Annotated in this window: 11 protein-coding genes; 1 reads left to right on the top strand and 10 read right to left on the bottom strand. The window is 69.2% G+C overall.

Annotated elements, in window-relative coordinates:
* Positions 1 to 39 precede the first annotated feature (39 nt).
* Positions 40 to 1188, bottom strand: a complete 1149-nt coding sequence (locus tag ACIBU0_RS25325; RefSeq protein ID WP_398822106.1) for an ADP-ribosylglycohydrolase family protein — start codon at positions 1186 to 1188, stop codon at positions 40 to 42.
* A 234-nt stretch (positions 1189 to 1422) separates the two neighbouring features.
* Here ACIBU0_RS25325 and ACIBU0_RS25320 point away from each other — a divergent pair, with 234 nt between their 5' ends.
* Positions 1423 to 2541: a glycerate kinase gene (locus ACIBU0_RS25320; RefSeq protein WP_398822776.1), complete on the top strand. Its 1119-nt coding sequence runs from the start codon at positions 1423 to 1425 to the stop codon at positions 2539 to 2541.
* A gap of 312 nt (positions 2542 to 2853) precedes the next feature.
* On the opposite strand, the gene pssA is transcribed toward ACIBU0_RS25320, so the two are convergent.
* The 9 genes from pssA to ACIBU0_RS25275 all read right to left on the bottom strand — a co-directional run bounded on the left by pssA (position 2854) and on the right by ACIBU0_RS25275 (position 12283).
* Positions 2854 to 3672 (bottom strand): CDP-diacylglycerol--serine O-phosphatidyltransferase, encoded by an 819-nt coding sequence (pssA, locus tag ACIBU0_RS25315; RefSeq protein WP_398822774.1) that lies wholly within the window; start codon positions 3670 to 3672, stop codon positions 2854 to 2856.
* 22 nt (positions 3673 to 3694) lie between these two features.
* Positions 3695 to 4354 carry a phosphatidylserine decarboxylase gene (locus tag ACIBU0_RS25310; protein WP_003996602.1) on the bottom strand — a complete coding sequence of 220 codons (660 nt, stop codon included), beginning with the start codon at positions 4352 to 4354 and terminating at the stop codon, positions 3695 to 3697.
* 170 nt (positions 4355 to 4524) lie between these two features.
* Positions 4525 to 5730 carry an acyl-CoA dehydrogenase family protein gene (locus ACIBU0_RS25305; RefSeq protein ID WP_398822101.1) on the bottom strand — a complete coding sequence of 402 codons (1206 nt, stop codon included), beginning with the start codon at positions 5728 to 5730 and terminating at the stop codon, positions 4525 to 4527.
* The gene (locus ACIBU0_RS25300) at positions 5730 to 6242 is read right to left on the bottom strand and encodes a MaoC family dehydratase (RefSeq protein ID WP_019757884.1); all 513 of its coding nucleotides are present in this window, start codon (positions 6240 to 6242) and stop codon (positions 5730 to 5732) included. Before ACIBU0_RS25300 ends, ACIBU0_RS25305 begins: the two co-directional genes overlap by 1 nt.
* Positions 6243 to 6247: 5 nt before the next feature.
* On the bottom strand, positions 6248 to 7222 hold the full coding sequence (locus ACIBU0_RS25295) for a CoA ester lyase (protein WP_128434209.1): 975 nt from the start codon (positions 7220 to 7222) through the stop codon (positions 6248 to 6250).
* Entirely contained in the window at positions 7219 to 9258 is a 2040-nt protein-coding gene (locus ACIBU0_RS25290) for a protein meaA (RefSeq protein WP_398822097.1), read from the bottom strand. Before ACIBU0_RS25290 ends, ACIBU0_RS25295 begins: the two co-directional genes overlap by 4 nt.
* An 18-nt stretch (positions 9259 to 9276) precedes the next feature.
* Complete coding sequence (gene ccrA, locus ACIBU0_RS25285; RefSeq protein WP_398822771.1) at positions 9277 to 10614, bottom strand: crotonyl-CoA carboxylase/reductase; 1338 nt, start codon at positions 10612 to 10614, stop codon at positions 9277 to 9279.
* A gap of 524 nt (positions 10615 to 11138) precedes the next feature.
* On the bottom strand, positions 11139 to 11357 hold the full coding sequence (locus ACIBU0_RS25280; RefSeq protein ID WP_398822094.1) for a hypothetical protein: 219 nt from the start codon (positions 11355 to 11357) through the stop codon (positions 11139 to 11141).
* Between the two features lie 113 nt (positions 11358 to 11470).
* The gene (locus ACIBU0_RS25275; protein WP_398822091.1) at positions 11471 to 12283 is read right to left on the bottom strand and encodes a TetR family transcriptional regulator; all 813 of its coding nucleotides are present in this window, start codon (positions 12281 to 12283) and stop codon (positions 11471 to 11473) included.
* Between the last annotated feature and the right edge of the window lie 155 nt (positions 12284 to 12438).

Below are 12438 nucleotides of genomic sequence, written 5' to 3'. Positions count from 1 at the left end.
TGAGGAAGGGTAACCAGCCCGCACGGCCGCGCCTCGCGCTCACGCCCCGCGCAGAGAGGCGTCCCCCCGGCGCACCGCCGCCCGACCTTCCGCCGACCGACCTTCCGCCTCCGCCTGCGTCGCTGCCTCCGCCAGCCGCACGGTCCGCTCCGCCAGCTCGCTGATCCGCATCCCGTCGAACCCGAACACCGCGCTGCGCACCGTGTCCTCCAGCGGCTCGGTCCACTGGTCCGGGATCGCCGCCGCCCCCGTCAGCACCCCCGCGACCGAACCGGCGGTCGCCCCGTTGGAGTCGGTGTCCAGGCCGCCGCGCACGGTGAGCGTGATGCTGCGGGTGAAGTCGCCGTCGCCGTACAGGAGCCCCGCGGTGAGCACGGCGGCGTTCGGGATGGTGTGGATCCAGCCGAGCCCGGCGGTCTCCTCGGCGACCGTGGTGAGCGTGTCCTCCCAGGTCATCCGGGTGTCGTGCAGCGAGACCACGCGGCGTACGGTGCGGGCGAGGCGACTGCTCGCCGGAATGACCGCCAGGGCCTCGTCGACGGCCTCGCGGATCGTGGACGCGGTGAACGCCGCCGCGATCAGCGCCGCCGCCCACATCGCGCCGTACACGCCGTTGCCGGTGTGCGACAGCACCGCGTCCCGGCGGGCTAGGGAGGCGGCGCGGCGCGGGGCGCCCGGGCAGGTCCAGCCGTAGATGTCGGCGCGGATGAGGGCGCCGATCCACTCCTGGTACGGGTTGTCGTACGTCGCGGTGAGCGGCGGTTTCAGACCGTTCGCGAGGTTGCGGTACGCCGCCCGTTCCGCCGTGAAGGTCTGCAGGTACGGCAGCCGCAGCAGCCACAGGTCCCCGACCTGCTCGGTACTGAAGCCGAAGCCGTGCGTCTCCAGCAGGTCGAGGCCGAGGATCGCGTAGTCGACGTCGTCGTCGCGGCAGCTGCCGTGGATCCGGCCGCGCACGCACTGCCGCCACTCGGGGCGCAGCTCGAAGCCGTCGTCCTCGCTGATCGGCTCGGGGAGATAGTCGGTGAGGGGCAGGGCGGCGGCCTGCCGCAGATAGCGGTCGATACGGTCCCGCGTCCACAGGTCGCCCTGCTCGACCGGTTTGCCGAGCATGTTGCCCGCAATCCGGCCCAGCCAGCCCCCGAGAATGCGGTCGGCGAGCTCTGGCTCAGTGCCCACAGGGGTCATAGGACCGGTTTACCCAATTCCGGGGGCTTCCGCGCGGGGTTCGGCCGTCTGCACAGGGGGCGCGCAGGACGTTCGTAGGGCGCGCGTACGGCGTTCTCAGGGGCCGGTCAGCGCATGACGGCAGGGGTGTCCTCCGGTTAAGGTCGCAGCGGCGCGACTGGCCCCGACCTGTGCGGGGCCCGGAAGCAAGGGGAAGACAAGGTGGCGGACGCTGCAGTGAACGGTGCCCGAAGGGTGCTCATCGCCGCGGACAAGTTCAAGGGCTCGCTCACGGCCGTGCAGGTCGCCGAGCGGGTGACGGCCGGTCTGCGCCGGGTCGTGCCGGTCCTCGACGTCGAGGCCATGCCCGTGGCCGACGGCGGCGACGGGACCGTGGACGCGGCCGTCGCGGCCGGCTTCGAGCGGCGGGAGGTACGGGTCGCCGGGCCCCTCGGGGACGAGGTGACGGCGGCGTTCGCGCTGCGCGGTGACACGGCGGTCGTGGAGATGGCGGAGGCGAGCGGCCTGCAGCGGCTGCCCGCGGGCGTCTTCGCGCCGCTCACGGCGTCCACGTACGGCTCCGGCGAGCTGCTGCGCGCCGCTCTCGACGCGGGTGCCCGCACGATCGTCTTCGGTGTCGGCGGCAGTGCGACGACGGACGGCGGCGCCGGAATGCTCACCGCGCTGGGCGCACGCTTCCTGGACGCGGACGGCGAGCCGGTGGCTCCGGGCGGCGGCGGCCTGGGCGACCTGGCCACGGCGGATCTGTCGGACCTGGACCCACGCCTGGCCTCCGCCGAACTGGTCCTGGCGAGCGACGTCGACAACCCGCTGACCGGCCCGAAGGGCGCGCCGGCGGTGTACGGCCCGCAGAAGGGCGCCTCGCCGGACGACGTGGAGACGCTGGACAAGGCCCTGGGGCACTACGCGAAGGTGCTGGAGAAGGCCGTGGGCCCCCAGGCCGCCGAGCACGCCGCCGCACCCGGCGCCGGCGCCGCGGGCGGAATCGGCTACGGCGCCCTCCTCCTCGGCGCCCGCTTCCGCCCCGGCATCGAGGTCATGCTCGACGTCCTGGGCTTCGCGCCCGCCCTGGAGCGCGCCGATCTCGTCATCACCGGCGAGGGCTCCCTGGACGAGCAGACCCTCCACGGCAAGGCTCCGGCGGGGGTGGCAGCCGCCGCCCGCGCGGCCGGCAAGGAGGTGGTCGCGGTCTGCGGCCGCCTCGCGCTTCAGCCGGAGGCGCTGGGCCGGGCCGGGATCCGCCGGGCCTACCCGCTGACGGAGGTCGAGCCGGACGTGGCGAAGTGCATCGCGGACGCCGGGCCGATTCTGGAGCGGGTGGCGGAGCGGATCGCGCGGGACTTCCTGGTCTGAGGCCGGCTTTTCTCGCCCCCGCCGCCCCTACCCGTCCCATCTCTGGGGGCTGCCGCCCCCAGACCCCCGCTTCGGCCCTGAAGGGGCCTTGTCCTCAAACGCCGGACGGGCTGGTAAGTCAGCCTCTCCGGCGTTTGAGGAGCGGGGTCCAGGGGGCGGAGCCCCCTGGCGGGGTCGAAGGGGCAGCGCCCCTGGAGGATGGGAATGGGTAGGGGCGGCGGGGCGAGAAAACGCCACGGCGCCCGTGACACCGACAACGCCGAAGGGGCCCCGAGCCAATCAGCTCGGGGCCCCTTCACCGTCGTAGAACCGCTACGGCAACTGCGCCGCCCGCGCCTCGCGCCGGTTGTCGCGGAAGTTGTTCACCCGGCGGGCCGTGGCGAACAGCGGGATCACCGCGCCCATCACCAGCTGCAGCGCGCAGCCGGTCTGGAGGAGCAGCTGGCCGCTGGGGGCGTCGAAGGCCCAGGCAGCCAGCAGGCCCATGGACACGACGATCCAGGACAGCATCGCCACGGCGAGCCGGCCCCGCGGCTTCGGGTACTCGACGCGGCTCACCATCAGCCAGGCCGTACCCAGGATCGCCAGCAGCGTCGCGACGAAGGGCAGCTCCAGGAGCACGATCGAGACCACCGTCAGCGCCCCGAACGGCGAGGGCATGCCCTGGAACATGCCGTTCGGGACCGTCACGCATGAGAATCTCGCCAGTCGCAGTACGACGGCCAGGAGCACCACGATTGCCCCCACCGCCGCCACCCGCTGATGCGCGTCGTTGGCGACCATGCCGTAGACCAGGACGAAGTACGCCGGCGCCAGGCCGAAGCTGATCAGGTCCGAGAGGTTGTCCAGCTCCGCGCCCATCGGCGAGGAGCGCAGCTTCCTCGCGACCAGGCCGTCGAACAGGTCGAAGACCGCCGCGCACAGCATCAGGATGACCGCGGTGGCCGCGCTGTGGCGGGCCATGCCGGTCTCCTCGCTGCCGGTGAGGTGCGGGATCAGGATGCCGGTGGTGGTGAAGTACACCGCCATGAAGCCGCACGTGGCGTTGCCGAGGGTGAGCGTGTCCGCTATCGAGAGGCGGAGAGACAGCGGCATCTCCTCCTCTTCGTCGACCTCGTCGGCCTCGGGCACCCAGCCGGGCTGGGTCTCAGGATCAATCACGGTCAATGCGAGTCACCCCAGCCACGGTCTTCTGTCCCACCTCGACCGCGACCTCCACGCCCTCGGGCAGGTAGATGTCGACACGCGAGCCGAAGCGAATCAGACCGATACGGTCGCCCTGCTCGACCTTCGTGCCCTGCGGGATGTAGGGGACGATGCGGCGGGCCACCGCGCCGGCGATCTGGATCATCTCGATGTCACCGAGCTCGGTGTCGAAGTGCCAGACGACGCGCTCGTTGTTCTCGCTCTCCTTGTTGAACGCCGGAACGAACCCGCCCGGGATGTGCTCCACGGAGGTGACCGTGCCGGAGAGCGGCGCACGGTTGACGTGGACGTTGAGCGGGCTCATGAAGATCGCGACGCGGGTGCGGCCGTCCTTCCACGGCATGATGCTCTGCACCACACCGTCGGCGGGCGAGATGACCCGGCCCTGGGCGATCTCGCGCTCGGGGTCGCGGAAGAACCACAGCATGCCCGCCGCGAGAGCGGTGGCGGGCACGGCGACGGCCTTGGCGACACCGGAGCGGCGTGCGCGCAGGAGGCTGACGGCTGCGGTGGCGACGGTCGGGAGAAGCCACGGCGATGCTCCGCGCGCGAGGCGTACGCCGCCGACCTGGCTGTCGCGTGGTGCAGAGGTTTGGCTGTGGGGCATGGATGACCTTCGTAGCGGATGATGCCGCGCGGTATCAGGGGACGGCGGCTTTCCCGGGATCGTACCGGTCGCGGGCCACAACTGGGCAAGCCAGGAAGCCGAGTCGGCTACCGAAGAGTGTTGACGGGGTGTGATCTTCTTCTCCAAGAAAACACCCCGTAACCGGACAATCAGCCCTGGAATCGATACTCTTCGAGCAGCCTGCGACCGATGATCATTTTTTGGATCTCGGCAGTACCTTCACCGATCAGCAGCATCGGAGCCTCACGGTAGAGGCGCTCGATCTCGTACTCCTTGGAGAAGCCGTAGCCGCCGTGGATCCGGAAGGCGTCCTCCACGACCTCCTTGCAGTACTCGGAGGCGAGGTACTTCGCCATACCGGCCTCAAGGTCGTTTCGTTCCCCGGAGTCCTTTTTGCGTGCCGCGTTCACCATCATGGCATGCGCGGCCTCGACCTTGGTAGCCATCTCGGCCAGCTTGAACTGGATGGCCTGGTGCTGGGCGATCGGCTTACCGAAGGTGTGACGCTGCTGGGCGTACTGGACACCGAGTTCGAAGGCACGCTGAGCGACACCACAGCCACGCGCCGCCACATTGACGCGCCCGACCTCGACGCCGTCCATCATCTGGTAAAAACCTCGGCCGGTGACGCCGCCGAGCACGCGATTGGCCGGAATGCGCAGGCCGTCCATGATGAGCTCGGTCGTGTCGACGCCCTTGTAGCCCATCTTGTCGATCTTCCCGGGGATGGTGAGGCCGGGGCGGACCTCGCCGAAGCCGGGCTCCTTCTCGACGAGGAAGGTCGTCATCGACTTGTGGGGCGCGGTGCCCTCGGGGTGTCCTTCGTCACTTCGGACGAGAACGGCGACCAGAGAGGACGTCCCGCCGTTCGTCAGCCACATCTTCTGACCGTTCAGGACGTACTCGTCGCCGTCCTTCACCGCCTTCGACGTGATGGCTGACACATCGGAGCCGAGGCCCGGCTCCGACATCGAGAAGGCGCCGCGGATGTCGCCGGCCGCCATGCGGGGCAGGAAGTGGTCCTTCTGCTCCTGTGTGCCGTGCTGCTTGAGCATGTACGCCACGATGAAGTGCGTGTTGATGATGCCGGAGACCGACATCCAGCCGCGGGCGATCTCCTCCACGCAGAGGGCGTACGTGAGGAGGGACTCGCCCAGACCGCCGTACTCCTCGGGGATCATCAGGCCGAAGAGGCCCAGTTCCTTGAGGCCGTCGACGATCTGCTGCGGGTACTCGTCGCGGTGCTCCAGCTCGGTCGCGACCGGGATGATCTCCTTGTCCACGAAGTCGCGGACGGTGGAGAGGATCTCCTGCTGGATGTCCGTCAGACCGGCGGTCTGGGCGAGGCGCGCCATTACTTCTCCTGCTGCTTCAACTCGGGGCGGCCGGGCTGCTCGCCGCCGCGCTCCTTGATGTAGGTCTCGGTGGGCACCATGACCTTGCGGCGGAACACGCAGACCAGCGTGCCGTCCTGCTTGTAGCCCTTGGTCTCGACGTAGACGATGCCGCGGTCGTTCTTCGACTTGGACGGCCACTTGTCGAGCACGGTCGTCTCGCCGTAGATCGTGTCGCCGTGGAAGGTCGGCGCCACGTGCTTGAGCGACTCGATCTCCAGGTTGGCGATCGCCTTGCCGGAGATGTCCGGCACGCTCATGCCGAGCAGCAGGGAGTAGATGTAGTTCCCCACGACGACGTTCTTGCCGAAGTCCGTCGTCTTCTCCGCATAGTTGGTGTCCATGTGGAGCGGGTGGTGGTTCATGGTGAGGAGACAGAACAGGTGGTCGTCGTACTCCGTGACCGTCTTGCCCGGCCAGTGCTTGTACGTCGCCCCGACCTCGAACTCCTCGTAGGTGCGTCCGAACTGCATCGCGCTCAGGCCTCCGGGATCTCGAACTTGCTGGTGCGCTGCATGCCGGCGGCGCGGCCCTTGCCGGAGATGACGAGCGCCATCTTGCGGCTGGCCTCGTCGATCATCTCGTCGCCGAGCATCGCGGAGCCCTTCTTGCCGCCCGCCTCGGACGTGTAGTAGTCGTACGCGTCCAGGATCAGCTCGGCGTGGTCGTAGTCCTCCTGCGAGGGCGAGAAGATCTCGTTGGACGCCTCGACCTGGCCCGGGTGGAGCACCCACTTGCCGTCGAAGCCGAGCGCGGCGGCGCGCTGGGCGACCTCGCGGTAGCCGTCGATGTTGCGGATCTGCAGGTAGGGGCCGTCGATCGCCTGGAGGTTGTTGGCGCGGGCGGCCATCAGGATCTTCATCAGGATGTAGTGGTAGGCGTCCGCCGGGTAGCCGGGCGGCTGCTCACCCACGACCAGCGACTTCATGTTGATCGACGCCATGAAGTCGGCCGGGCCGAAGATGATCGTCTCGACGCGCTGGGACGCCGTCGCGATCTCGTTGACGTTGTTCAGGCCCTGGGCGTTCTCGATCTGCGCCTCGATGCCGATCTTGCCGACCTCGAAGCCCATGGTCTTCTCGATCTGCGTCAGCAGGAGGTCGAGGGCGACGACCTGCTGGGCGGTCTGCACCTTCGGCAGCATGATGCAGTCGAGGTTCTGGCCGGCGCCCTCGACGACGGTCACGACATCGCGGTACGTCCACTCGGTCGTCCAGTCGTTGACGCGCACGACCCGCGTCTTGCCCGTCCAGTCGCCCTCGTTGAGGAACTTGACGATGGTGTGCCGCGCCTCGGGCTTGGCGAGCGGGGCGCAGGCGTCCTCCAGGTCGAGGAAGACCTGGTCGGCGGGGAGGCCCTGGGCCTTCTCCAGGAAGCGCGGGTTGCTTCCCGGCACGGCGAGGCAGGAGCGCCGCGGGCGAAGGCGGTTGACCTGCGGGGCGGGCGTGGTCATGCGGGGACCTCCAGGGGGTCGAGCTTGTTCGCTTTCCGGATCTCGTCGACGATGCGGCCGATGATTCCGGTGATGTCGAAGTCCTTCGGGGTGAAGACGGCGGCCACTCCGGCGGCCCTGAGCTGCTCGGCGTCACCATTCGGGATGATGCCACCGGCGATCACCGGTATATCTGTGGCACCGGCCACACGGAGCCGTTCCAGCACGTCCGGCACCAGCTGGGCGTGCGAGCCGGACAGGATGGACAGGCCCACCGCGTGCACGTCCTCGGCGAGGGCCGCGTCCACGATCTGCTCGGGCGTCAGACGGATGCCCTGGTAGACCACCTCGAAGCCGGCGTCACGCGCGCGCACGGCGATCTGCTCGGCGCCGTTGGAGTGCCCGTCCAGACCGGGCTTGCCGACCAGGAAGCGGAGCTTGCCGACGCCGAGGTCCTTCGCCGTCAGGTCGACCTTGCGGCGGACCTCGGACATGGCCGAACCCTCCTCCGCCGGGACCGCCACCGGCGCCGACGACACGCCAGTCGGCGCCCGGAACTCGCCGAACACCTCCCGCAGGGCTCCCGCCCACTCGCCGGTCGTGACACCCGCGCGGGCGCACTCCAGGGTGGCCTCCATGAGGTTGGCTGTGCCCTTGGCGGCTTCCTTCAGCTTCTCCAGCGCCTTGCACTGGTTGAAGGGCGGCTGGTAGCGGGTGTCGCGCCAGTTCTGCAGCGATGCGATGACTCGGGCCTCGACAGCTGGATCGACTGTCTGGATGGCTGTATCGAGATCGGCGGTGAGCGGATTGGGCTCGGTCGTCTCGAAGATGTTGACGCCGACGATCTTCTCCTGCCCGGACTCAATACGAGCGCGGCGCTCGGCGTGCGAGGAGACGAGCTGCGACTTGAGGTAGCCCGACTCGACGGCGGCCATCGCGCCGCCCATCTCCTGGATCCGCTCGATCTCCGCGAGGGAGTCCTCGACGAGCTTGCTCACCTTCGCCTCGATGACGTGCGAGCCCTCGAAGATGTCCTCGTACTCCAGCAGGTCGCTCTCGTGCGCCAGCACCTGCTGGATGCGCAGCGACCACTGCTGGTCCCAGGGGCGGGGCAGGCCCAGCGCCTCGTTCCAGGCGGGCAGCTGCACGGCACGCGCGCGTGCGTCCTTCGACAGCGTCACGGCCAGCATCTCCAGCACGATCCGCTGGACGTTGTTCTCCGGCTGCGCCTCGGTCAGACCGAGGGAGTTGACCTGGACGCCGTACCGGAAGCGGCGCTGCTTGGGGTTCTCGATGCCGTACCGCTCGCGCGTGATCTTGTCCCAGATCCGCCCGAACGCCCGCATCTTGCACATCTCCTCGATGAAGCGGACGCCCGCGTTCACGAAGAAGGAGATACGGGCCACGACGTCCCCGAACTTCTCGGCGGGGACCTGCCCTGAATCGCGTACGGCATCGAGAACCGCGATCGCGGTGGACATCGCGTACGCGATCTCCTGGACCGGCGTGGCGCCCGCCTCCTGCAGGTGGTAGCTGCAGATGTTGATCGGATTCCACTTCGGTATGTGGGAGACCGTGTACGCGATCATGTCCGTCGTCAGCCGGAGTGAGGGCCCCGGCGGGAAGACATGGGTCCCCCGCGACAGGTACTCCTTGACGATGTCGTTCTGGGTCGTGCCCTGGAGTTTGGTGATGTCCGCGCCCTGCTCCTCGGCGACGACCTGGTAGAGCGCCAGCAACCACATGGCGGTGGCGTTGATCGTCATCGAGGTGTTCATCTGCTCCAGGGGGATGTCCTGGAACAGCCGGCGCATGTCACCGAGGTGCGCGACCGGCACGCCGACCCGGCCGACCTCGCCCCGGGCGAGGATGTGGTCGGAGTCGTATCCGGTCTGCGTCGGAAGGTCGAACGCGACCGACAGGCCGGTCTGGCCCTTGGCGAGGTTGCGCCGGTACAGCTCGTTGGACGCCTCGGCCGTGGAGTGACCGGCATAGGTCCGCATGAGCCACGGCCGGTCCTTCTCCCGCTTGCCTTCGGCAGGCTGACGCTCAGTCATCTATGACCTCGACTGCTCTCAGATGTTGCGGAAGCGGTTGATGGCGTCGATGTGCTTGGCGCGCATCTCCTCGTCGCGCACGCCCAGGCCCTCCTCGGGCGCCATGCACAGGACGCCGACCTTGCCCTGGTGGAGGTTGCGGTGCACGTCGAACGCGGCCTGGCCGGTCTCCTCCAGGGAGTAGACCTTCGACAGGGTCGGGTGGATCTTGCCCTTCGCGATGAGCCGGTTGGCCTCCCAGGCCTCGCGGTAGTTGGCGAAGTGCGAGCCGATGATCCGCTTCAGGGACATCCACAGGTAGCGGTTGTCGTACTCGTGCATGTAGCCCGAGGTCGAGGCGCAGGTGGTGATGGTGCCGCCCTTGCGCGTGACGAAGACGCTCGCGCCGAAGGTCTCGCGGCCGGGGTGCTCGAAGACGATGTCGATGTCCTCGCCGCCGGTGAGTTCGCGGATGCGCTTGCCGAAGCGCTTCCACTCCTTCGGGTCCTGGGTGTTCTCGTCCTTCCAGAACTTGTAGCCCTCGGCGTTGCGGTCGATGATCGCCTCGGCGCCCATCGAGCGGCAGATCTCCGCCTTCTGCGGCGAGGACACGACACAGATGGGGTTGGCGCCACCGGCCAGCGCGAACTGCGTGGCGTAGCTGCCGAGTCCGCCGCTCGCGCCCCAGATCAGGACGTTGTCGCCCTGCTTCATGCCGGCGCCGTTGCGGGAGACCAGCTGGCGGTACGCGGTGGAGTTGACCAGACCGGGAGCGGCGGCCTCCTCCCAGCTGAGGTGGCCCGGCTTCGGCATCAGCTGGTTGGACTTGACGAGCGCGATCTCGGCGAGGCCGCCGAAGTTGGTCTCGAAGCCCCAGATGCGCTGCTCGGGGTCGAGCATCGTGTCGTTGTGGCCGTCGGAGGACTCCAGCTCGACGGACAGACAGTGCGCGACGACCTCGTCACCGGGCTGCCAGGCGTTGACGCCGGGGCCGGTGCGCAGGACGACGCCCGCGAGGTCGGAGCCGATGATGTGGTACGGCAGGTCGTGGCGCTTGGCCAGCTCGCTGGTGCGGCCGTAGCGCTCCAGGAACCCGAAGGTGGACAGGGGCTCGAAGATCGACGTCCACACCGAGTTGTAGTTGACCGAGGAGGCCATGACGGCCACCAGGGCTTCGCCCGGGCCGAGCTCGGGGAGCGGGACCTCGTCCAGGTGGATCGACTTGCGCGGGTCCTTCTCGCGGGTCGTCATGCCCGCGAACATCTCCGTCTCGTCCTTGTGCACGGTGATCGCGCGGTACGACTCGGGCAGCGGGATGGCGGCGAAGTCGGCGGACGTGGCGTCCTTCGACTGGATCGCGTCCAGGATGTCCTTCACGGTCACGGTGTTGCCTCCGGCGATGCGCACCCTGAGGGAGGGGTGCTGAGGGTTACGTCGGTGCTGCTGAGGGTTGATGAGGAGTGCCGTCGGTTCGGCGGGGTGGTGCTTCGGCAGCGCTTTGTGGCGCGGGAGGTTGCCTGTGACGCAGGCGCCGGGCGCGCAGGCCCCGGGAGAGGCTTGCGGGGACAGCCGGCGTACGAAAGGTCTCTGCACGCCGGCCGCCCGGACACTTTCAACGTATGGCACGGCGTGTCACCTGGCAAGGCACCGAGTGCCAGAACTTGCCCTCAGATGAAATCTTTACGTAACAAATGAGCGATGATCGATCAAAGCTACCCGTGAGTAGGGGCTAATCGGGCGCAATGGGGCGGTGGCAGGGGAGGGAGCCGGAGACCGAGACAGACGTGACATGCCCCACCAGGCTTGAAGCGGGTCGGCATGCAGTGCCAGGGGCGCGGTGTTGCCCGGCGTCGCACGTCAGTCAAGCGACGCCGGGAGTTTCGGAAAGATGTGGCCGGCTCTCAGGCCCCCAGGCCGAGCAGGGCCACCTGCAGGGGCAGGGCGGGCTCTTCGGGGAGGGCGGGAGGCTCCTCCCCGCGGCCCGTGTGCGTCGGCGGGACGGGGCGCAGGCCCTGGATGCCGTCGGTGGCCCACTTCGCGTCCGTCGCGGGGAGGGACAGGGTCATGCGCCGCCCGTCGGCCAGCGTGGCTTCCAGCTTGGTCGGGTCGTCGGTCTGCATGGCCCCCCACTTCCGTCACGCATCACGCACGGTGAAGATCCGGCTTCGTCATGGATGACGGACGGACCCGCGAAATGGTTCCCCCGCGGTGCCCCCCGACCTGCTGTCGCGTGCTACGCCCGCTCCTTCAGCGCCTGCTCGATGGTCCGCATCACCTCGTCGAGGGGGGCGTCCGTGCGGGCCACCGCCACCAGCACCTCGCCCTCCGAGGCGATGGAGGCCGGTGCCGTGCGCGGCGCGGTCTCCCGGCCCGCCCCGATCCCCGACCCGAACGTCCTGCGCACGATCGCGAAGGCATGGTCGAGCTGCGCCTCCACGTCGCCCTGCCCACCCGCGCGCAGCCAGCGCCGCAGGACGTGGTTGTGCGCGGTGACCACCGCGGACGCGGCGACCTCCGCCAGCAGCGGGTCGTCGTTGGCGTCGTCGTCGTGCGCGTGTTCGTCGAAGTGGCCGAGGAGGTAGCGGGTGAAGAGGCGCTCGTAGCGGGCCACCGACGCGATCTCCGCCTCGCGCAGGGTGGGCACCTCGCGCGTGAGCTTGTACCGGGCGACCGAGATCTCCGGCCGGGCCGCGTACATCCGCATGACTTCCTTGATGCCACGGCACACCGTGTCGAGCGGATGCTCGTGGGCCGGCGCGGCGTTGAGCACCGCCTCGGCGCGGATCAGGGTGTCGTCGTGGTCCGGGAAGATCGCCTCTTCCTTGGAGCGGAAGTGGCGGAAGAACGTGCGGCGGGCGACCCCGGCCGCGGCCGCGATCTCGTCGACGGTGGTCGCCTCGTACCCCTTGGTCGCGAACAGCTCCATCGCCGCGGCCGCCAGTTCGCGGCGCATCTTGAGCCGCTGGGCCGCCGCGCGACTGCCTGCGGCACTTTCCGGCGCATCGGGCGTAGCTGGTGTACGTGAGGACTTGGCGGGCTGGGACATGACCCGAACGTACTGCATGTGCGCAGCTTGTTGCGCATGTACGGGGTTTCCCCCGCCCCGGGCGGGCGGGGGAGTGCCGGTCCGGGAGGGCGGGGGAGGGCTGCCGGGGTCCAGCAGCCCGCCCCAGTCCCCCTCGCCTCTGAACCAGTCGCCGA

It is taken from the genome of Streptomyces sp. NPDC049627 (assembly GCF_044465645.1).
Lineage (GTDB): Bacteria > Actinomycetota > Actinomycetes > Streptomycetales > Streptomycetaceae > Streptomyces.
The sequence above is the reverse complement of the archived record's forward strand: the minus strand, read 5'-3'. Positions and strand labels throughout refer to the sequence as shown.

Coding starts and splice junctions, on each gene's coding strand:
- ACIBU0_RS25325 (WP_398822106.1), bottom strand. CDS start 1,188: ATGACCCCTGTGGGCACTGAGCCAGAGCTCGCCGACCGCATTCTCGGG.
- ACIBU0_RS25310 (WP_003996602.1), bottom strand. CDS start 4,354: ATGCCCCACAGCCAAACCTCTGCACCACGCGACAGCCAGGTCGGCGGC.
- ACIBU0_RS25305 (WP_398822101.1), bottom strand. CDS start 5,730: ATGGCGCGCCTCGCCCAGACCGCCGGTCTGACGGACATCCAGCAGGAG.
- ACIBU0_RS25300 (WP_019757884.1), bottom strand. CDS start 6,242: ATGCAGTTCGGACGCACCTACGAGGAGTTCGAGGTCGGGGCGACGTAC.
- ACIBU0_RS25295 (WP_128434209.1), bottom strand. CDS start 7,222: ATGACCACGCCCGCCCCGCAGGTCAACCGCCTTCGCCCGCGGCGCTCC.
- ACIBU0_RS25290 (WP_398822097.1), bottom strand. CDS start 9,258: ATGACTGAGCGTCAGCCTGCCGAAGGCAAGCGGGAGAAGGACCGGCCG.
- ACIBU0_RS25280 (WP_398822094.1), bottom strand. CDS start 11,357: ATGCAGACCGACGACCCGACCAAGCTGGAAGCCACGCTGGCCGACGGG.
- ACIBU0_RS25275 (WP_398822091.1), bottom strand. CDS start 12,283: ATGTCCCAGCCCGCCAAGTCCTCACGTACACCAGCTACGCCCGATGCG.